The organism is Streptomyces sp. NBC_01233 (genome assembly GCF_035989305.1).
Classification (GTDB): Bacteria; Actinomycetota; Actinomycetes; order Streptomycetales; family Streptomycetaceae; genus Streptomyces.
This window is the reverse complement of sequence record NZ_CP108514.1, coordinates 6,379,772-6,398,751: the sequence shown is the minus strand read 5'-3', so window position 1 is coordinate 6,398,751 and position 18,980 is coordinate 6,379,772. Positions and strand designations below refer to the sequence as shown.

Sequence of the window (18,980 nt, the reverse complement as noted above, 5' to 3'; positions counted from 1 at the left end):
TCCGCTGCCCGACCCTTCGTCCCGAGGAAGCCGGATGCCCCCCGCCGCCCCCAGCCGCCGCCTCCAGTCCGCCCTCGGCCTCCTCCTGCTGCTCGCCGCCACCCCGGCCTGCTCGGGCGGGCCCGCACCCGCGCCGGGGAGCCCCGCCGCCCCGGCCCGGGCCCCTGCTCCCGTCGCGGCCGACGCCGAGTCCCCGTACTGGGTGGACCCGCAGAGCAGGGCCGCCCGGCAGGTCGCCGCCTGGGAGGCGGCCGGCCGCAACAGCGACGCACAGGTGCTGCGCAGGATCGCGGACCGGCCGATGGCCCTGTGGGGGCCGGGCGGCGACCCGGGCCCCGAGATCCGCCGGGCCGCGGCGGGCGCCCGGGCCACCGGGCGGACCCTGCTGCTCGCCGCGCACAACATCCCGTACCGCGACTGCGGGCAGCACCCGGCCGGCGGCGCCGCGAACGCCCGGGCGTACCGCAACTGGATCGGCGCCTTCGCCGACGGCATCGGGAGCACCCGGGCCCTGGTCGTCCTGGAGCCCGGCGCCGTCGCGCACACCGTCGACGGCTGCACTCCGGCCGACCACCACGCCGAGCGCTACCGGCTGCTCTCCGAGGCCGTCGACCGGCTCAAGCGGAACCCGAACACCAAGGTCTACCTGGACGCGGGCGGTCCGGCCTCGGTCGAGAACCCGACGGACCTCGTCGCGCCCCTCGCCAAGGCGGGCCTGGAACACGCGGACGGCTTCGCCGTCAACGTCTCCGGCTTCCGGCCCGACGCGGCCGCGCGGGCGTACGGCGCCAAGATCTCCGAACGGACCGGGAACAGACACTTCGTCATCGACACCGGCCGCAGCGGCGCCGGGCCACTGCCGGGCGACCGCGCCCGGGCCTGGTGCAACCCGCCGGGCCGCGCCCTCGGAACCCCGCCGACCGACCGCACGGGCGACCCGCTCGTCGACGCTTACCTGTGGATCAAGCGCCCCGGCGAATCCGACGGCACCTGCCGCGGCGGCCCGACGGCCGGCACCTGGTGGCCGGACTACGCCCTGGGTCTGGCCCGCCGCGCCCGCGAATGAGCCGGGACGGGGGCGAATCCCGTCGGGCCGGCGGCGCTCCCCCGCGCAGACGCCGGTCCCGTCGACGGACACGAAGGGCAGCACGCGGATCGCGTACCGGAACCGCTGGGGCGCGCCCTCGGCCTGCGGGAGGTAGTGGATGGACGCGAACCGCAGGTCCCTCGACGGCGGCCACCGCACGCCTGACCACGTCCATGACATCGTCCCACTCGCGGCGTGGGGAGGTCTCCGCAAGGCGTCGGGCGGGCGCACCCGCATGGCAGCCGAACCAGCGTACGGGTGTCAGAGGCGGTGCCAGTCGAGTCGTCCCTAGTGGACCGGGACTCCCCGCTCCCACAGCTCTTCGGCGTGGTCCCGGAATCTGTCGAACATCCCGCCGTCGCCCTGGCGCCTGAGATGGAGCATGGGCGAGTCATGCCCGATGACACGGGCCAGATGGGCTGTGACCAACGCGTCACCATCGAACCGGAAGACGCTCAGACCCACATGGTTCACGGCATCTGACTCGGCGCTGAATCTCGCCTCCAGCCCTTCCAGGGGCCCAAGGTGGTTCAGGTGCTCCAAGGTGATCCGGATGCGCGTGGAGACCGTGAGCGCAGCCGCTTCAATCATCTCGCGCTGGCGGGTGATCTCCCCCTCTGGGTCTCCGATCAGGAACCGCACGCGGCACCCGCCTTCGACCTTCCGGCGGACGATGCCGGCGAAGTCCGGGACCTGGGTCCAGAAAAAGTAGTTCGTGTACCCGCTGAGGAGCATCTCCTTGGTGGTGTCGTTGACCAGTCGGGTCCAGACGGTGGAGGGACAGGCAGACCGGTAGGGGTAGGAGTGGACCAGCTCCCGATCGTTGCCGACTTTGACGCGGGTGGTCACTGCCTCGGGCCAGATCATGTCTTCGTCCACTCCCAACACCCGGCACGTATCGAGCCGGTTTCGCGCGTGCGGCGTGAGCTTCTCATCAGCGATCCAGCGTTCCACGCTCTTCACAGTGACGCCCACTCGGGATGCGAGTTGTCGGGGAGACACATTCGCTTCCGCCATAGCGTCTCGTAATGCCGTGTTCAAGGGCTCCCTCAGGGACGTTTGGGCCTTCTTGGACTCTACTACTGGACGTCTCAACTGTCCGCACAACGGGGGGAGATACGTCCTCAATGGTGGGCCAGCATCGCACCGTCCGGCAGACGACACGGAGGGGTGCGGCATGGCCACGGCAGCAGCATGGCAGACGGCACGAATCGATCCGCTCGAACCGGTGCCTGTGAGCGGCTGCGGCGTGTGTCTCGCGCTGCACACAGCCCGAGAGATCGCCCGGGAAGTCGGAGACCGTCCCTCGATGGCCACGCAGAACGCGGAACTGCGCAACCACCCGCACGGCCAGGGGGAAGCATGACCGTGCGAGCCGTGCTCCGATACGTCAGCTACGTCATGCGCCGCCACCCCTCGGCGGAGACCACGGCAACGGCACGGTGCCTGAACCCTGACTGCCGCTGGGCCTCCGCGCCGACCGGGAACGCGGACGTGTGCACTGACATGTGCATTGAGCACACGGGCCGCACGGGACACATCACCTTCCTCCGGGAGTTCTCGGAAGTCGCCGTGGTGGAGCGTGTCCAGTGACCGACGAAGAGCACCAAGGCGACGACTCAGAGCGGGCGTGCGGCATCGTCGTGACGATCGGCGCTGTGGTCTTCGTCACCGTTGCAGCCATTGCGGATCGGGGGTGGGGCGTATGAGTGGCCGGTCACGACTGACGGTCCGCGTGGTTACCGGGGACTCTGCCGGCCCCGTCCTGGTCTTCCGGTCCGGTGAGCCCGTAAGCCCGCTGGTGCGCGACCCGGTCGACGTGGCGCGCTTCCGCCGTGAGGGCTACTGGGACGGCTGGGGAGACACATTCCCGCCCTGCGAATGCCTGCACTGCGAACTGGCTCGCTGGAACCCCGAGACCCCTCGCCCGTAATGGAGGCGGGGTGCACGTGATCGACGGTGCGGGGACCGTCTCCCCGCTGTACGACGAAGGGATCAGCACCATGCCCCAGCGACCCGAATTCGAGTTCATCAGCGCGGCCGCCTGCCGTGACCCCCGCGTGAACAACTGCATGGAGGTGGCCACCAACGTGCCCGGCATCGTCGCCCTCCGCGAGAGCGCCGCCCCCGGCGTGGTCATCGAGACGACCCCCGAGAAGTGGAACACCTTCGTGGAGGCCATCCGCGCGGGAGAATACGACCTCGGAGCCTGACCCCTGGAGGCGCACCGTGGAGCCCTGCCCGCACTGCGGCAACGACAGCACCACCGACCCCGAGAACGGGCTTGTCTGGTGCTTCTCCTGCCGCTGGTTCTACCGGGCCTCCCCGGAGGTCTGCGCGGGGACTGGGCGACTGGAGCGCTTCACGAACACCCGCGCCCCCTACTCGGTGCGCAAACACTGATCAGCCGCCCCGTCCTCCTGTCGCTGCGCGCGTCAGTCGGGCGGGGCGTACCGCTACGGCCTCAGAGCTGTACTCTTTCGCCCTCGACGGTGGTGAACATGGCGTCGGCACGGTTCGGCAGTCTGGACTCGCGGACCACCCGGACCGCGGCGGCGGCGTGCTCGCCGGCCTCTTCGCCGACCCCCAGCGGGGTCACCGAGAACGCGACGATCATGCTTGCGCCGCCTGTCGCGCGCGGGCCGCCACCACGCTGTCGGCCTCTTCCCGCTTGAGCAGCTTGTCGCCGTACAGCCCGCCGAAGGGCACCAGCGAGAGGGCGAAGAACAGCAGGACCCTCTTCACCGGCCACTTCGCCTTGCTCCAGACGTCCACCAGGAGGAGCCCGTAGATGAGGAACAGGATCCCGTGGATGGCACCGAGCGGCATCATCAGGTAGTCGATGTCCGAGACCCGGCTCAGCAGGGAGCCGAAGATCAGCAGGGCCGGGAACGACAGTGCCTCCGGAACGGAGATCAGGCGCAGACGGTGCAGGGCGGAGGCGGTCTTGATGTCCACGTTCAACCTTCGGGGTGGAGGCCTGGGTCGGTTCCAGTATCTCAGCCGCTTTGCGGGATCTTGACCCGGCCCCTCCCCCGCCCGCAGGGGCCCGGATCGCCCGGCATCGCGCCCATACCGACCGGGTGTGGCATATATCGGCCACGGGGCTCTGTTCGGGTTCGCCCGGTGCCGATAACGTCTTCCCGTGGCTCAGTTCCGACTCCAAGGCAGCAAGGTGCTGGCCGTCGACCTGACCGGGGATGCCGTGAAAGCGAAGAACGGCTCCATGGTCGCGTACGACGGGCAGATGGCCTTCAAGAAGATGACCGGCGGTGGCGAAGGCCTCCGCGGCATGGTGACCCGCCGGCTGACCGGCGAACAGATGACGGTGATGGAGGTACAGGGGCACGGCACCTGCTTCTTCGCCGACCGCGCCAGTGAGATCAATCTGGTCAATCTGCGCGGCGAGAAGCTCTACGTCGAGTCCAGCAACCTGCTGTGCACCGACGCCGGTCTGCGGACCGGCACCACCTTCACCGGCCTGCGCGGTGCGACGACGGGCAACGGTCTCTTCACCACGACCGTCGAGGGCTCCGGCCAGGCGGCGATCATGTCGGACGGTCCGGCGGTGGTGCTGCGCGTGAGCGCCCAGTACCCGCTCTCCGTCGACCCGGGGGCGTACATCGCGCACACCGGCAACCTCCAGCAGTCCTTCCAGTCCGGTGTGAACTTCCGCACACTGATCGGCGAGGGCTCCGGCGAGGCGTTCCAGATCCGCTTCGAGGGCGAGGGCCTGGTCTACGTGCAGCCCAGCGAGCGCAACACCGTCGGGGGCGACATCTGATGCCGTTCCGCGAGATCAACTCGAAGATGGTCGAGGCTCAGGTCGTCCCGGGCCAGAAGATGTTCAGCCAGCGCGGCGCGATGCTCGCGTACCGCGGCGAGGTCTCCTTCACCCCGAGCCTGACGGGCGGTCAGGGCGGGGTCATGGGCATGATCGGGCGCCGGGTCGCGAACGAGCAGACCCCGCTGATGACGGTCGAGGGCAGCGGCACCGTGATGTTCGGCCACGGCGGCCACCACATCCAGGTGATCAACCTGACCGGCGAGACCCTCTACGTCGAGGCGGACCGGCTGCTCGCCTTCGACGGCACCCTCCAGCAGGGCACGATGTTCATGGGCTCCCAGGGCGGGGTCATGGGCATGGTCCGCGGCCAGGTGACCGGCCAGGGCCTGTTCACCACCACCCTCAAGGGCCACGGCTCGGTCGCCGTGATGGCTCACGGCGGGGTCATCGAGCTCCCCATCACCCCGCAGCGCCCGGTCCACGTGGACCCGCAGGCGTACGTCGCCCACCACGGCGACGTGCGCAACAAGCTCTCCACCGCGCTCGGCTGGCGGGACATGGTGGGGCGCGGCTCGGGCGAGGCGTTCCAGCTGGAGCTGTCCGGCCAGGGCGCGGTGTACGTACAGGCCTCCGAGGAGAAGCTGTGAACTTTGGCCCCGTGACCGGCGGCCCGGGCGGCCCGACGGTCTTCGACCCGTACACGCTGCCCTCCGACGACAACGTGAACGCGTACACCTTCTGCGTGGAGCTCAAGGGGAGCCAGTGGTTCCTGCAGAAGGGCAAGATGATCTCGTACTACGGGCACATCGAGTTCAACGGCATCGGCAACGGACGCTTCGACCGCCTGCTGCGCACCAGCTTCCACTCGCCGCTGCACGCCAGTGACTGGGTGGTCGCCGAGGGCTCGGGCAAGATGCTGCTGGCCGACCGGGCCTTCGACGTGAACTCGTACGACCTGGACAACGGCAACCTGACGATCCGGTCGGGCAACCTGCTCGCCTACCAGCCCTCCCTGGCGCTGAAGCAGTCGATCGTCCCGGGCTTCCTGACCCTGATCGGCACGGGCAAGTTCGTGGCGGCGTCGAACGGCCCCGTGGTGTTCATGGAGCCGCCGCTGCGCGTGGACCCGCAGGCGCTGGTGGGCTGGGCGGACTGCCCCTCGCCGTGCCACCACTACGACCACGGCTACATGTCGGGCGTGCTGGGCGGCCTGCGCTCGCTGACCGGCATCGGGGGCAGCTCGGGCGAGGAACACCAGTTCGAATTTGTCGGAGCCGGGACGGTGCTGCTGCAATCGTCGGAGATGCTGATGGCGGAGCAGGCGGTCGGCGCGGTCGGCGCCGGAGCGGCCACGGGCAACGCCCAGGGCGTTCCCGGGGCCGGTCAAGGTCCGATGGGACAGTTGGGCGTACCGCGGATGCCGGGGCAGCTGGGTGATCTCCAGCGCCGCCTCGGACTGTGACACCCAAGACTTCCGATCTTTGTACGTAATTCAACTTTTTAGGTAGAGTTCATTCATGGAGACCATGGAGACCGAGACGGCCACCCGCTGGCTGACCGACGCCGAACAGTGCGCCTGGCGCACCCACCTGGACGTCAGCAGACTGCTGATGCACCAGCTGGAAAAGGATCTCCAGCCCTTCGGACTCACCAACAACGACTACGAGATCCTCGTGAACCTCTCGGAGTCGCAGGACCACAGGATGCGCATGAGCGACCTCGCCACCGCCACCCTGCAGTCCAAGAGCCGACTGTCGCACCAGATCACGCGCATGGAGACGGCGGGCCTCGTCCGCCGGGTGAACTGCGAGTCCGACCGCCGCGGCCTGTACGCCGTCCTCACGGAGGAGGGCATGGAGACGATGCGCAAGGTCGCCCCGCACCACGTGGCGTCCGTCCGTCAGCACTTCATCGACCTGCTGCCGCCGGAGGCCCTGGCGGCGCTGCGCGCCTCGCTGACCCCGGTGGCGGAGCACCTGCGCGGCACCCGCGGCAAGGTCTGACCCCGGGTACTCCACGCGCCCCGCACGGCGGTGGGCCGGACAATGGGCGGTATCCGCCCGCTGCCGGCCGCCGCCGGGCAACCGTAAGCGCCATGGCCGGCCTGAGGAGGTCCGTCCATGAAGCGCACCACGTACATCTCTGCGGCCGCGTCCGTCGTCCTGATCGCAGGAGGCCCGGTGGCGGCCGCGACAGCGGCATCCGCCGACACGGCGAGAACCGTCACCACGGCCGCTGCCGCCGTCCCCGCCGCCGAGACGGCCGAGGAGGCATCGGCGGCGGCCCTGAAGCACTACCCGGGCGTCGTCGAGTCCCTCGACGAGGACGGCACCGTCTGGCAGGTCGACGTGATCAGCAAGGACGGCAAGGGCCACGCCGAACTGGAAGTGGCGGCCGACGGCACGGTCACCGAACTCAACCGCGACACCGACGAGAACGCCACCGAGCACAAGGATCTGCTCGCCGCCAAGGTCACCGCCGAACAGGCGATGAAGGCGGCCCTGGCCGCCCACCCCGGGCAGGTCTGGTCCGTCAGCTGGGAGGACGACGAGGACGGCGGCGCCCACTACTGGGACGTCGAGGTCAGGTCCTCCGACGGCAAGACCTGGAACGCCCACGTCGACCACGCCACGGGCAAGGTCACCCAGTCCGGCTCGGACTCGGACGACGGCGACGACACCACCGACGACACCAACTGACCCCCTCCAACCCCACCGGGCACAATCCAGCCCCGCCGGCGTTTGAGGCGCGGGGTCGGGGGCGGAGCCCCGGTCTTCAGCCCCGCCGGCGTTTGAGGCGCGGGGTCCGGGGCGGAGCCCCGGCAACGGAGCCGCACCCGGCCCCCACCTCAGCCCCAGCCTCAGGCCGGACTCACACCTCGGTCAGCGTGGCCAGCAACGCATCCGCAGCCGCATAGGGATCCAGCTCGCCCACGGCAACCCTGGCGGCCAGCGCATCAAGATGCGCATCGCCCCGCAGGTCCGCCATCCGCGCCCGCAGCGCCGTCACGGCGATGGTCTCCACCTCCCGCGCGGCCCGCGCCGCGCGCCGCTCGGCCAGCACCCCCCGCGCGTCCATCCACGCCCGGTGCTTCTCCAGCGCCTCGACCAGCTCGTCGATGCCCTGCCCGCGCGCCGCCACCGTCTTGACGATCGGCGGCCGCCAGTCCTCCCGGCCGCGCGCCTCCCCCAGCCCCAGCATGTGGTTCAGCTCGCGGGCCGTCGCGTCCGCACCGTCCCGGTCCGCCTTGTTCACGACGTACACGTCGCCGATCTCCAGGATCCCCGCCTTCGCGGCCTGGATCCCGTCGCCCATCCCGGGGGCCAGCAGCACCACCGAGGTGTCGGCCTGCGAGGCGATCTCCACCTCCGACTGGCCGACCCCGACCGTCTCGACCAGGATCACCTCGCAGCCGGCCGCGTCCAGTACCCGGATCGCCTGCGGGGCGGCCCACGCCAGCCCGCCCAGGTGCCCCCGGGTGGCCATGGAGCGGATGTAGACCCCCGGGTCGGAGGCGTGGTCCGACATCCGGACCCGGTCGCCGAGCAGTGCCCCGCCCGAGAAGGGCGAGGAGGGGTCGACGGCGAGGACGCCGACCCGCTTGCCGGCCTTGCGGTAGGCGGACACGAGCGCCGAGGTCGAGGTCGACTTGCCGACGCCCGGCGAGCCGGTCAGACCGACCACGTACGCCCCGCCCGTCAGCGGGGCCAGCGCGGCCATCACCTCGCGCAGCTGCGGGGACGCCCCCTCGACCAGCGAGATCAGCCGGGCCACCGCTCTCGGCCGGCCCTCACGCGCCTGGGCCACCAGCTGGGGGACGTCCACCGCCGTCATACGTGCTGCGCTCCTCGGTTCTCGTACGGGTACGTGCGAGCCGCCGGGCCCCGTTTCGGGGCCCGGCGGCCTGGCTGTGCCTACTTGGCGACGCGGACGATCAGCGCGTCGCCCTGGCCGCCGCCGCCGCACAGCGCGGCCGCGCCGACCCCGCCGCCGCGGCGCTTCAGCTCCAGCGCCAGGTGCAGCACCACACGGGCACCGGACATGCCGATCGGGTGGCCCAGGGCGATCGCGCCACCGTTGACGTTCACCTTTTCCGGGGTCACCCCGAGGTCCTTCATTGACTGGACGGCGACCGCCGCGAAGGCCTCGTTGATCTCGATGAGGTCCAGGTCGGAGACCTCCAGGCCCTCCTTCTTCAGGGCGTGCAGGATCGCGTTGGACGGCTGCGACTGGAGGGAGTTGTCCGGGCCCGCCACGTTGCCGTGGGCGCCGATCTCGGCGATCCACTCCAGGCCGAGCTCCTCGGCCTTGGCCTTGCTCATCACGACCACGGCGGCCGCGCCGTCGCTGATCTGGGAGGAGGTGCCGGCGGTGATCGTGCCGTCCTTGGCGAAGGCGGGGCGCAGCTTGCCCAGGGACTCCACGGTCGTCTCGGGGCGGATGCCTTCGTCCGACGAGAAGACCACCGGGTCGCCCTTGCGCTGCGGGATCTCGACCGGGGTGATCTCGGCCTCGAAGACGCCGTTCTTCTGCGCGGCCGCGGCGCGCTGGTGCGAGGCGGCGGCGAACGCGTCCTGCGGGGCGCGCTCGATGCCGAGGCGGGTGTTGTGCTTCTCGGTCGACTCGCCCATCGCGATGTTCTCGAAGGCGTCGGTGAGGCCGTCGTAGGCCATCACGTCGAGCATCTCGATGGCGCCGTACTTGAAGCCCTCACGGGACTTGGGCAGCAGGTGCGGTGCGTTGGTCATGGACTCCTGGCCGCCCGCGACCACGATGTCGAACTCCCCGGCGCGGATCAGCTGGTCCGCGAGCGCGATCGCGTCGAGGCCCGAGAGGCACACCTTGTTGATGGTGAGGGCGGGGACGTTCATCGGGATGCCGGCCTTGACCGCCGCCTGACGGGCGGGGATCTGGCCTGCGCCGGCCTGCAGCACCTGGCCCATGATCACGTACTGCACCTGGTCGCCGGAGATTCCGGCCCGGTCCAGCGCGGACTTGATGGCGAAGCCGCCGAGGTCGGCACCCGAGAAGGACTTGAGCGAGCCGAGCAGCCGCCCCATGGGCGTGCGGGCCCCGGCGACGATCACAGAAGTGGTGTTGTTCGATCCGGACATGAGGCACAGCCCCTTGGATGAGGAGTGAACGAGGGTTTACGTGAATGTACTGGGCGGTACCGCAGCGGTCACCGGGCTGCCGGTGTGATCGCGCGCACGTTGCGTGACCGCCCCCTTCGGCGGTGCACTGTCACCATGCTGACAAGAATCGACCACATCGGGATCGCCTGCTTCGACCTGGACAAAACCGTCGAGTTCTACCGTGCCACGTACGGCTTCGAGGTGTTCCACTCCGAGGTCAACGAGGAGCAGGGTGTCCGCGAGGCCATGCTGAAGATCAACGAGACGTCCGACGGCGGCGCCTCCTACCTCCAGCTCCTGGAGCCCACCCGCGAGGACTCCGCGGTGGGCAAGTGGCTGGCCAAGAACGGCGAGGGGGTCCACCACATCGCCTTCGGAACCGAGGACGTCCAGGGCGACTCGGAGGCCATCCGCGGCAAGGGCGTCCGCGTCCTCTACGACCAGCCCCGTACGGGCTCGATGGGCTCCTCCATCACCTTCCTGCACCCCAAGGACTGCCACGGCGTCCTCACCGAACTGGTCACCTCCAACCCGAACCACTGACCCGATTCCCCGGCCGCTGAAGTTCTCTCCCGTGAACGGGGAGACTCCTGCCCACCTCGCGGTGGCAGGTTTGACGCGACCGGCGCGCCTGACGACTGCCCTCCCGGCAGCCGGGATCGCCGCGAGGCCGATCCGGTACAGGTGCAAGACGTTCCGTGCCGCGTTCTGGTCGGTGTTGCCGGACCAGCCGCAGCAGGGGTTCTTGCACACGAACACAGCCTGGGACTCCCGGCTGCCGGGAGCGGTGTGACCACAGGACGTCTGCGAGACGTTGCTCCCCGGCGCTTCCACGGTGCCTCTGGCGGACTGGGCCATGCCGCTCAAGGTGCAGGAGTTCGGCCCGTTCCCTGGCCGTCGGCCACTGGCCGTGGCTCGCCGCGTGTGCTCGTTCATCCACCCCGGGGCAAGGGTCGACGACAGCACCAGCCGGGCCCGATGCCCTGACAGCCGCTCTTGCCTTTTCCCCGAGCCCCCACCCATAAACACCACTACAGCACAGGAAATACCACCAACCGATGTGAACCCCGAAACGGGCGCCAGGTGGGAACAGATCCGGCAGGCGATACAACGCGCACCCGCACGACTCCGGTAAGTTCCGGCAGTCCGCGCTGCGAACCGGGGTGTCTCGGAGCTTCACCCTGAGGGCCGGGCGGTGGGCGAGGCCACAGGTAGAGTGGCCATGGCTCGGCCGGGGTTCGGTGCGGAGACGGGGTCGGGGCCTGTGACCCCTGCCCCGGTATCTGACACCATTCCCCCGGGGGCGTCGTTCAGCGGGCGAGCGATGCTCATTTGGGAGTGAGCTTGCGACCAGGGGACGGATGGGACCGCGCTGTGCGGGGCTACGAAAGCCAGGAGAGCCATCAGGCCGGGGCCGACCATCTCTCGCGCTTCGAAGCCGAGATGGAGCGGCTGAAGAAGGAGCGCGGGAAGGCCGTCCAGCACGCTGAGGACCTGGGGTACCAGGTCGAGGTGCTGCGCGCCAAGCTCCATGAGGTACGCCGATCCCTGGCGTCCCGCCCTGCCTACGACGGCGCGGACATGGGCTACCAGGCGGAGCAGCTGCTCCGCAATGCCCAGATCCAGGCCGATCAGATGCGCTCCGACGCCGAGCGCGAACTGCGCGACGCCCGGGCACAGACCCAGCGCATCCTCCAGGAGCACGCCGAGCACCAGGCACGCCTGCAGGCGGAACTGCACGCCGAGGCCGTCAACCGCCGCCAGCGGCTGGACCAGGAGCTCAACGAGCGCCGCCAGACCGTCGAGGCGCACGTCAACGAGAACGTGGCCTGGGCCGAGCAGCTGCGCGCCCGTACGGAGTCCCAGGCGCGCCGGCTCATGGAGGAGTCCCGCGCCGAGGCCGAGCAGTCCCTGAACGCCGCCCGCGCCGAGGCCGCCCGGGTCGCCGAGGAGACCCGGCGCCGGATGGCCGCCGACGCCGAGGCCGCCCGCGCGGAGACCGAAGCCACCCTGCTGCGCGCCCGCAAGGAGGCCGAGCGGCTGCTGACCGCCGCCTCCGCGCAGGCCCAGGAGGCCACCGAGCACGCGGAGCGGCTGCGCTCCACCACCTCCGCCGAGGCCGAGCAGACCCGGCAGCAGACCATGGACCTCGGCCGGGTGGCCGAGTCCCGCGCGCAGCAGGCCGAGTCCGCGCTGCGCGAGGCCCGGGCCGAGGCCGAGCGGGTCCTCGCCGAGGCCAAGGAGAGCGCGGCCCGCCAGCTCGCGTCGGCGGAGTCCGTCAACGAGCAGCGCACGCGCACCGCCAAGGAGCAGGTCGCCCGGCTGGTCGGGCAGGCCACCAAGGAGGCCGAGGCCCTCAAGACGGAGGCCGAACAGGCCCTGGCCGACGCCCGCGCGGACGCCGAGCGGCAGCGCACCGAGGCCGGCGAGCAGGCCCGTACGGCCGCCGCCGAGGACATGGCGGCGCAGCTGGCGAAGGCCGCCCGCACCGCCGAGGACGTACTGAACAAGGCCTCGGAGGACGCCCGGGCCACCACCCGGGCCGCGTCCGAGGAGGCCGAGCGGATCCGCCGCGAGGCCGAGACCGAGGCCGACCGGCTGCGCCTGCAGGCGGCGGCCACGGCCGACGAGCTCAAGGGCGCGGCGAAGGACGACACCGAGGAGTACCGGGCCCGCACGGTCGAGCTCCAGTCGGAGGCCCGACGGCTGCGCGGCGAGGCCGAGCAGCTGCGCGCGGAGGCCGTCGCCGAGGGCGAGCGGATCCGCGGCGAGGCCCGCCGCGAGGCCGTCCAGCAGATCGAGGAGGCGGCCCGGACCGCCGAGCAGCTGCTCGGCAAGGCCAAGGCGGACGCGGACGAGCTGCGCGGCGGCGCGACCGCCGAGAGCGAGCGCGTGCGCGCCGAGGCCGTGGAGCGGGCCGGCACCCTGCGCAAGCAGGCCGAGGAGACCCTGGAGCGGACCCGCGCCGAGGCCGAGCGGCTGCGCGCCGAGGCCGAGGAGCAGGCCGAGGCCGTACGCGCCGAGGCGGACGCGGCGGCCCTCGCGCGGCGCGAGGAGACCGAGCAGGCGGTGGCCGCCAGGCGGGCGGAGGCCGACGAGGAGCTCGTACGGCTGCACACGGACGCCGAGAGCCGGCTGACGACGGCCGAGCAGACGCTGCGCGACGCCCGCGCGGCGGCGGAGAACATCCGGCGGGAGACGTCGGAGGAGAACGACCGGCTGCGCGCCGAGTCGGCGGAGCGGATCCGCACCCTGCAGTCGCAGTCCGAGGCGGAGGCCGACCAGCTGCGCACCGACGCGGCGCAGGACGCCGGGCGGGTGCGCGCGGAGGCCGAGCAGGTCGCCGTACGGCTGCGCGGCGAGGCCGAGGCCGAGGCCGAGCGGGTGCGCTCGGAGGCGCAGGAGACCGCGGACCGGCTGCGTGCCGAGGCGAAGGCGGCGGCCGAGCGGGTCGCCGAGGAGGCCGCGGAGGCGCTGGCCGCCGCTCAGGAGGAGGCCGCCCGGCGCCGCCGGGAGTCCGAGGAGACCCTGGCGTCGGCCCGGACGGACGCGGAGCAGGAGCGGGCGCAGGCCCGCGAGCAGAGCGAGGAGCTGCTGGCCGCGGCCCGCCGCCGCTCGGAGGAGGCGCAGGCCGAGGCGGCCCGCCTGACCGAGGAGGCCGAGCGGCGCGCGTCGGAGCTGGTGTCCGCGGCGGAGGCCACCGCCCAGCAGGTACGGGACTCCGTGGCGGGCCTGCACGAGCAGGCCGAGGAGGAGATCGCCGGGCTGCGCAACGCCGCCGAGCACGCGGCGGAGCGTACGAAGACGGAGGCCGAGGAGGAGGCGGGCCGGGTCCGTTCCGACGCCTACGCGGAGCGGGAGCGGGCCACCGAGGACGCCAACCGGATCCGCAGCGAGGCGCGCGCCGAGACGGACGCGGCGAAGGCGCTGGCGGAGCGGACGGTCGGCGAGGCGATCGCCGAGGCGGAACAGCTGCGCAGCGACACCGCCGAATACGCGCAGCGGGTGCGTACGGAGGCCACCGACGCCCTGGCGGCGTCCGAGCGGGACGCGGCGCGCACCCGGGCCGATGCCCGTGACGACGCGAACCGCATCCGCGGCGAGGCGGCGGAGTCGCTGGAGACCGCGCGCGCCGAGGGCGCCCGGATCGCGGCGGAGGCGACGGCGGAGGCCGAGCGGCTCACCGAGGAGACCCTCGCGGCGAACGCGGCCACGGTCGCCGAGGCCGAGGCCGAGGCCTCGCGGATCACCGCCGAGGCGGCGCAGGCGGCGGAGGCCACCCGCGTCGAGGCCGCCACGGCCCTGGACGAGTCCCGCGCCGAGGGCAACCGGCTGCGCACCGAGGCCGCGGAGCAGGTCGACCGGCTCATCACCGAGGCCTCGGCGGAGGCCGACCGGCTCATCGAGGAGACCCGGGCGGCCAACGAGGCCACGGTGGGCGAGGCCAAGGCGGAGGCCGAGCGGCTGGGCGCCGACGCGGCACGCTTCAAGGCGCAGGCGGCCGAGACGCTGGCGAGCGCCGAGCGCGACGCCGCGAGGATCATGGTCGACTCGCGTGCCGAGGGCGACCGGCTCATCGACGAGACCCGCGTGGCCAACGAGGCCACGGTGGGCGAGGCCGCGGCGGAGGCCGACCGGCTGCGCGCCGAGGCGAACCGGGTCCTGGACGACGCCCGCGCGGAGGGCGGCCGGATCATCGGCGAGGCCACCGCGGAGGCGGACCGCGTCACGGTCGCGGCGAACGAGACCCTGGCGAGCGCGGAGCGGGACTCCGAGCAGACGCTGGACGAGGCGCGCGCCGAGGCGAACCGGTTGCGCACCGAGGCGGCCGAGCAGGCGGACCGGCTCATCGCCGAGGCCGCGTCCGAGGCCGACAAGCTCACCGCCGAGACCCGCAAGGCGAACGAGCGCACGGTCGGCGAGGCGGCGGGCGAGGCCGAGCGGCTGCGTGCGGACGCTTCGGAGGCGCTGTCCTCGGCGCAGGAGCACGCGACCCGTACCCGGGCGGAGGCCGAGCGGGTCAAGGCGGAGGCTGCGACCGCGGCCGAGCGCACCCGAGCGCAGGCCCGTACGGAGTCGGAGCGGCTGCTGGACGAGGCCCGCGAGGCGGCCAACAAGCGCCGCAGCGAGGCTGCGGAGCAGGTCGACCGGCTCATCACGGAGGCCTCCGCGGAGGCCGACAAGCTCACGACCGATGCCCAGAAGCAGGCCCTCGCCGCCACCACGGCGGCCGAGGAGCAGGCCGACGCGATGGTCGACGCGGCGCGCAAGGAGGCGGCGCGCATCACCTCGGAGGCGACCGTCGAGGGCAACTCCATGGTGGAGAAGGCCCGTACGGACGCGGACGAGCTGCTGGTGGGCGCGCGCACGGACGCGGCCGCCATAAGGGAGCGGGCGGAGGAGCTGCGCGGCCGCGTCGAGGGCGAGGTCGAGGAGCTGCACGAGCGGGCCCGCCGGGAGTCGGCCGAGCAGATGAAGTCGGCCGGCGAGCGCGTGGACAAGCTGGTGCGGGCGGCGACCGAGCAGAGCGTCGAGGCCGAGGCGAAGGCCAAGGCCCTGGTGTCGGACGCGAGCAGCGAGGCGAGCAAGGTGCGCATCGCTGCGGTGCGCAAGGCGGAGGCGCTGCTCAAGGAGGCCGAGCAGAAGAAGGCGGAGCTGACCCGGGAGGCCGAGAAGACCCTCGCGCAGGCCACGGCGGAGGCCGAACGCCTCGTCGAGGAGGGCCGCCGTGAGCTGGAGGTTCTGGTGCGCCGGCGCGAGGACATTCAGGCGGAGATCTCCCGTGTCCAGGACGTTCTTGAGGCGTTGGAATCATTCGAGGCGCCTTCGGGCGGCGGAAAGCCGGCGGTCGGCGGTCAGGGCGCGGGGGGCGTGAAGGCCGGAGTGACTGCGGGGTCCACTCGTTCGGGTGGCAAGACGTCAGAGGGGTAGCCAAACGCACGGGGGTGTGTCCACCTGATGGAGGTTCAGGCGAACGAGTGACAAGCATTCTGTCGCCTTGCCACTCAAAAGGGGTGTCATTGTCCAGATCAAACGCGGATTGACTCGATGACACGCCGCTTGGGCGCCTAGGATTCCCCTTAACACCTCACGTAGCACCTCATCGGTCTCATTCGACAGGAACCCCATGAGCGACACTTCCTCCCCCTTCGGCTTCGAGCTCGTGCGGCGTGGTTACGACCGCGGTCAGGTGGACGACCGCATTACCAAGCTGGTCTCCGACCGCGACAGCGCCCTTGGACGTATCAACTCTCTGGAAAAGCGGATCGAGGAGCTGCACCTCGAGACGCAGAACGCCCAGGCCCAGGTGAACGACGCCGAGCCGTCGTACGCCGGCCTCGGCGCCCGGGTCGAGAAGATCCTGCGGCTGGCCGAGGAGGAGGCGAAGGACCTGCGCGAGGAGGCCCGTCGCGCGGCCGAGCAGCACCGCGAGCTGGCCGAGTCGGCTGCCCAGCAGGTGCGCAACGACGCCGAGTCGTTCGCCGCCGACCGCAAGACGAAGGCGGAGGACGAGGGCGTCCGCATCGTCGAGAAGGCGAAGGGCGACGCGTCGACCCTGCGCGCGGAGGCCCAGAAGGACGCGGCCTCCAAGCGCGAGGAGGCCGACGCGCTGTTCGAGGAGACCCGCGCCAAGGCCGCCCAGGCCGCCGCGGACTTCGAGACCAACCTGGCCAAGCGCCGTGAGCAGTCCGAGCGCGACCTGGCCTCGCGTCAGGCCAAGGCCGAGAAGCGCCTCGCCGAGATCGAGCACCGTGCCGAGCAGCTGCGCCTGGAGGCCGAGAAGCTGCGTACGGACGCGGAGCGCCGTGCCCGGCAGACCGTGGAGACCGCGCAGCGCCAGGCCGAGGACATCGTGGCCGACGCCAACGCCAAGGCGGACCGTATCCGCAGCGAGTCCGAGCGCGAGCTGGCGGCGCTCACCAACCGCCGCGACTCGATCAACGCGCAGCTGACCAACGTCCGCGAGATGCTGGCGACGCTCACCGGTGCGGCCGTCGCCGCGGCCACCCCGATCGTGGACGACGAGCCGGTCAGCCGCGGCGTCCCGGCGCAGCAGAGCCGCTGATCGACCGCCGGCTCGAAACCCGTCACACGTGCTTGGCCCGACCGAGGGCCCTGCGTCACCCTTTCGAGGTGGCGTAGGGCCCTCGGGCGTTCTAGCGTGGCCGCATGATCGAGCTAGAGGGACTTACCAAACGATTCGGTGCGAAGACCGCCGTGGACAACCTCAGCTTCCAGGTCCGACCGGGGGTGGTGACCGGCTTCCTCGGCCCCAACGGGGCAGGGAAGTCCACGACCATGCGCATGATGCTCGACCTCGACAATCCGACCAGCGGGACGGTCCGGATCGACGGGAAGCACTACCGCGACCTGCCGGAGCCGCTGAAGCACATCGGGGCGCTGCTGGACGCGAAGGCGATGCACGGCGGCCGCAGCGCGTACAACAACCTGCTCTGCCTGGCCCAGTCGAACGAGATCCCGCAGAGCCGGGTCGGCGAAGTGCTGGACCTGGTCGGGCTGACGGCCGTGGCGAAGAAGAAGTCCAAAGGATTTTCGCTGGGCATGGGCCAACGGCTGGGAATCGCCTCCGCACTGCTGGGCGATCCGGAAATCCTGATGTTCGACGAGCCCGTCAATGGTCTGGACCCGGAGGGAATTCTCTGGATCCGCAATCTGATGAAGGGACTGGCGGCAGAGGGGCGAACGATCTTCGTGTCCTCCCATCTGATGAGTGAAATGGCGCTGACCGCAGACCATTTGGTCGTCATTGGTCAAGGGAGGCTTCTGGCCGATCTTCCCATGGCCGATTTCATTCAGCAGAACTCCCGCAGCTACGTCCTGCTGCGCTCCCCGCAGCAGGAACGGCTCAAGGACGTCCTGCACGATGCCGGGATCAACGCCGTCAGCGTCCCCGCCACCGGCACGCTGGAGATCGACGGGGCGAGCGCGGAACAGCTCGGCGAGCTCGCCGCCCAGCACCAGATCGTGCTGCACGAGCTCAGCCCGCAACGGGCCTCACTGGAAGAAGCGTTCATGCGCATGACGGCCGACTCCGTCGAGTACCACGCCCACGCACCGGGCGCACCCGGCGCCCCCGTCCCGGCCGGCATGGCCGCCGACAACCCTGCCCGGCCGGCCGACGTCCCCGCCTGGGGCGCCGGCTACGAGGCGACGCGCAAGGGCGGCGAGTGACCATGGCCTTCAACGCCGTCCTCAAGTCCGAGTGGACCAAGATCCGCACGGTCGCCTCCACCAGTTGGACCCTCGCCCTCGTCTTCCTCGTCACCGTCGGGTTCGCCGCGCTGTTCAGCGCCACGTTCGACAAGAGCAATCTGGACCCGGCCCAGCAGGCCACCTTCGACCCCACCGCGATGAGCTTCGGTTCGATGCAGTTCGGACAGCTGGCGATGATCGTCTTCGGTGTGATGGTCGTGAGCACCGAGTACAGCACGGGCATGATCCGCACGTCGCTGGCCGCCGTACCGCGCCGCGGGCACTTCCTGCTCGGCAAGATGGCAGTGGCGACGGCGCTGGCCCTGGCCGTGGGGCTGCTGACCAGCTTCGTGTCGTTCTTCCTCACCCAGGCGCTCCTCGGTGACCTCGGCATCGGCGTCGACGAGGAGAACGTGCTGCGCGCCCTGATCGGCGCCGGACTGTACCTGGCGCTGCTCGCCCTGTTCTGCATGGGCGTGGCGGCGATGCTGCGCAGCTCGGTCGCCGCCATCAGCATCCTGATCCCCTTCTTCCTGATCGTCTCGAACCTCCTCAACGGTTTCGAGGCGACCCGGACGGTCGGCCAGTACCTGCCGAGCAACGCCGGGGCGAGGATCATGCAGGTCGTGCCCAACGCCTTCGGGTCCCCCGAAACCCCGTACGGCCCGTGGGGCGGCTTCGGGATCATGGTGCTCTGGACGCTGGCCGCGGCACTCGGGGGCTACGCCGTCCTCCGCAAGAGGGACGCCTAATGGGA

General features: G+C 71.3%; 18 protein-coding genes and 3 pseudogenes. 14 read left to right on the top strand and 7 right to left on the bottom strand.

The window, feature by feature from the left end; all coding sequences use genetic code 11:
* Positions 1 to 34: 34 nt before the first annotated feature.
* Positions 35 to 1,066 carry a glycoside hydrolase family 6 protein gene (locus tag OG332_RS30665; protein WP_327416497.1) on the top strand — a complete coding sequence of 344 codons (1,032 nt, stop codon included), beginning with the start codon at positions 35 to 37 and terminating at the stop codon, positions 1,064 to 1,066.
* Between the two features lie 142 nt (positions 1,067 to 1,208).
* On the opposite strand, the pseudogene OG332_RS47910 reads toward OG332_RS30665, so the two are convergent.
* Together OG332_RS47910 and OG332_RS30660 are read right to left on the bottom strand one after the other, a co-directional pair.
* Positions 1,209 to 1,322 (bottom strand): annotated as a pseudogene (locus tag OG332_RS47910) (thiamine-binding protein); the annotation flags it as partial.
* A 53-nt stretch (positions 1,323 to 1,375) separates the two neighbouring features.
* On the bottom strand, positions 1,376 to 1,954 hold the full coding sequence (locus tag OG332_RS30660) for an XRE family transcriptional regulator (protein ID WP_327419428.1): 579 nt from the start codon (positions 1,952 to 1,954) through the stop codon (positions 1,376 to 1,378).
* A 495-nt stretch (positions 1,955 to 2,449) separates the two neighbouring features.
* Here OG332_RS30660 and OG332_RS30655 point away from each other — a divergent pair, with 495 nt between their 5' ends.
* From OG332_RS30655 to OG332_RS30645, 3 genes are all read left to right on the top strand, one after another.
* On the top strand, positions 2,450 to 2,680 hold the full coding sequence (locus OG332_RS30655; protein ID WP_327416496.1) for a DUF7848 domain-containing protein: 231 nt from the start codon (positions 2,450 to 2,452) through the stop codon (positions 2,678 to 2,680).
* A 350-nt stretch (positions 2,681 to 3,030) separates the two neighbouring features.
* On the top strand, positions 3,031 to 3,300 hold the full coding sequence (locus OG332_RS30650; protein WP_327416495.1) for a DUF397 domain-containing protein: 270 nt from the start codon (positions 3,031 to 3,033) through the stop codon (positions 3,298 to 3,300).
* Between the two features lie 16 nt (positions 3,301 to 3,316).
* Positions 3,317 to 3,490: a hypothetical protein gene (locus OG332_RS30645; protein WP_327416494.1), complete on the top strand. Its 174-nt coding sequence runs from the start codon at positions 3,317 to 3,319 to the stop codon at positions 3,488 to 3,490.
* A gap of 76 nt (positions 3,491 to 3,566) precedes the next feature.
* Here the strand turns inward: OG332_RS30645 and OG332_RS30640 are convergent.
* Positions 3,567 to 3,704: pseudogene (locus tag OG332_RS30640) on the bottom strand (thiamine-binding protein); the annotation flags it as partial.
* Positions 3,701 to 4,045: a DUF3817 domain-containing protein gene (locus OG332_RS30635; RefSeq protein ID WP_327416493.1), complete on the bottom strand. Its 345-nt coding sequence runs from the start codon at positions 4,043 to 4,045 to the stop codon at positions 3,701 to 3,703. The gene OG332_RS30635 and the pseudogene OG332_RS30640, both read right to left, overlap by 4 nt.
* Positions 4,046 to 4,232: 187 nt before the next feature.
* Between OG332_RS30635 and OG332_RS30630 the strand changes: the two genes are divergently transcribed.
* The 5 genes from OG332_RS30630 (at position 4,233) to OG332_RS30610 (ending at position 7,573) form a co-directional block, all read left to right on the top strand.
* Positions 4,233 to 4,871 (top strand): AIM24 family protein, encoded by a 639-nt coding sequence (locus OG332_RS30630; protein WP_030009698.1) that lies wholly within the window; start codon positions 4,233 to 4,235, stop codon positions 4,869 to 4,871.
* Entirely contained in the window at positions 4,871 to 5,521 is a 651-nt protein-coding gene (locus tag OG332_RS30625) for an AIM24 family protein (RefSeq protein WP_327416492.1), read from the top strand. Before OG332_RS30630 ends, OG332_RS30625 begins: the two co-directional genes overlap by 1 nt.
* An 11-nt stretch (positions 5,522 to 5,532) precedes the next feature.
* Positions 5,533 to 6,336 carry an AIM24 family protein gene (locus OG332_RS30620; protein WP_327419427.1) on the top strand — a complete coding sequence of 268 codons (804 nt, stop codon included), beginning with the start codon at positions 5,533 to 5,535 and terminating at the stop codon, positions 6,334 to 6,336.
* A 64-nt stretch (positions 6,337 to 6,400) separates the two neighbouring features.
* Complete coding sequence (locus tag OG332_RS30615; RefSeq protein WP_327419426.1) at positions 6,401 to 6,877, top strand: MarR family winged helix-turn-helix transcriptional regulator; 477 nt, start codon at positions 6,401 to 6,403, stop codon at positions 6,875 to 6,877.
* Positions 6,878 to 6,994: 117 nt separating this feature from the next.
* Positions 6,995 to 7,573 carry a PepSY domain-containing protein gene (locus OG332_RS30610; RefSeq protein ID WP_327416491.1) on the top strand — a complete coding sequence of 193 codons (579 nt, stop codon included), beginning with the start codon at positions 6,995 to 6,997 and terminating at the stop codon, positions 7,571 to 7,573.
* Positions 7,574 to 7,745: 172 nt separating this feature from the next.
* Here the strand turns inward: OG332_RS30610 and meaB are convergent, their stop codons facing one another.
* Entirely contained in the window at positions 7,746 to 8,708 is a 963-nt protein-coding gene (gene meaB, locus OG332_RS30605; RefSeq protein WP_327416490.1) for a methylmalonyl Co-A mutase-associated GTPase MeaB, read from the bottom strand.
* A gap of 80 nt (positions 8,709 to 8,788) precedes the next feature.
* Complete coding sequence (locus tag OG332_RS30600; RefSeq protein WP_327416489.1) at positions 8,789 to 9,988, bottom strand: acetyl-CoA C-acetyltransferase; 1,200 nt, start codon at positions 9,986 to 9,988, stop codon at positions 8,789 to 8,791.
* Between the two features lie 135 nt (positions 9,989 to 10,123).
* Between OG332_RS30600 and mce the strand changes: the two genes are divergently transcribed.
* Positions 10,124 to 10,552: a methylmalonyl-CoA epimerase gene (gene mce / locus OG332_RS30595; RefSeq protein ID WP_327416488.1), complete on the top strand. Its 429-nt coding sequence runs from the start codon at positions 10,124 to 10,126 to the stop codon at positions 10,550 to 10,552.
* Positions 10,553 to 10,606: 54 nt separating this feature from the next.
* Here the strand turns inward: mce and OG332_RS30590 are convergent.
* Positions 10,607 to 10,843, bottom strand: a pseudogene (locus OG332_RS30590) (RNA-guided endonuclease TnpB family protein); the annotation flags it as partial.
* A gap of 540 nt (positions 10,844 to 11,383) precedes the next feature.
* Between OG332_RS30590 and scy the strand changes: the two are divergent.
* The 4 genes from scy to OG332_RS30570 all read left to right on the top strand — a co-directional run bounded on the left by scy (position 11,384) and on the right by OG332_RS30570 (position 18,975).
* Positions 11,384 to 15,940, top strand: a complete 4,557-nt coding sequence (gene scy / locus OG332_RS30585) for a polarized growth protein Scy (RefSeq protein ID WP_327416487.1) — start codon at positions 11,384 to 11,386, stop codon at positions 15,938 to 15,940.
* A gap of 196 nt (positions 15,941 to 16,136) precedes the next feature.
* The gene (locus OG332_RS30580; protein WP_327416486.1) at positions 16,137 to 17,075 is read left to right on the top strand and encodes a cellulose-binding protein; all 939 of its coding nucleotides are present in this window, start codon (positions 16,137 to 16,139) and stop codon (positions 17,073 to 17,075) included.
* A gap of 104 nt (positions 17,076 to 17,179) precedes the next feature.
* The gene (locus tag OG332_RS30575) at positions 17,180 to 18,202 is read left to right on the top strand and encodes an ABC transporter ATP-binding protein (protein ID WP_327416485.1); all 1,023 of its coding nucleotides are present in this window, start codon (positions 17,180 to 17,182) and stop codon (positions 18,200 to 18,202) included.
* Positions 18,203 to 18,204: 2 nt separating this feature from the next.
* Entirely contained in the window at positions 18,205 to 18,975 is a 771-nt protein-coding gene (locus tag OG332_RS30570; RefSeq protein WP_327419425.1) for an ABC transporter permease, read from the top strand.
* Positions 18,976 to 18,980: the final 5 nt, after the last annotated feature.

What these genes read in the sequence shown, in the direction of transcription:
- OG332_RS30665 (WP_327416497.1), top strand. Translation starts at nt 35, where the DNA reads ATGCCCCCCGCCGCCCCCAGCCGCCGCCTCCAGTCCGCCCTCGGCCTC.
- OG332_RS30660 (WP_327419428.1), bottom strand. Translation starts at nt 1,954, where the DNA reads ATGATCTGGCCCGAGGCAGTGACCACCCGCGTCAAAGTCGGCAACGAT.
- OG332_RS30655 (WP_327416496.1), top strand. Translation starts at nt 2,450, where the DNA reads ATGACCGTGCGAGCCGTGCTCCGATACGTCAGCTACGTCATGCGCCGC.
- OG332_RS30625 (WP_327416492.1), top strand. Translation starts at nt 4,871, where the DNA reads ATGCCGTTCCGCGAGATCAACTCGAAGATGGTCGAGGCTCAGGTCGTC.
- OG332_RS30615 (WP_327419426.1), top strand. Translation starts at nt 6,401, where the DNA reads ATGGAGACCGAGACGGCCACCCGCTGGCTGACCGACGCCGAACAGTGC.
- OG332_RS30610 (WP_327416491.1), top strand. Translation starts at nt 6,995, where the DNA reads ATGAAGCGCACCACGTACATCTCTGCGGCCGCGTCCGTCGTCCTGATC.
- meaB (WP_327416490.1), bottom strand. Translation starts at nt 8,708, where the DNA reads ATGACGGCGGTGGACGTCCCCCAGCTGGTGGCCCAGGCGCGTGAGGGC.
- OG332_RS30600 (WP_327416489.1), bottom strand. Translation starts at nt 9,988, where the DNA reads ATGTCCGGATCGAACAACACCACTTCTGTGATCGTCGCCGGGGCCCGC.
- mce (WP_327416488.1), top strand. Translation starts at nt 10,124, where the DNA reads ATGCTGACAAGAATCGACCACATCGGGATCGCCTGCTTCGACCTGGAC.
- OG332_RS30580 (WP_327416486.1), top strand. Translation starts at nt 16,137, where the DNA reads ATGAGCGACACTTCCTCCCCCTTCGGCTTCGAGCTCGTGCGGCGTGGT.
- OG332_RS30575 (WP_327416485.1), top strand. Translation starts at nt 17,180, where the DNA reads ATGATCGAGCTAGAGGGACTTACCAAACGATTCGGTGCGAAGACCGCC.
- OG332_RS30570 (WP_327419425.1), top strand. Translation starts at nt 18,205, where the DNA reads ATGGCCTTCAACGCCGTCCTCAAGTCCGAGTGGACCAAGATCCGCACG.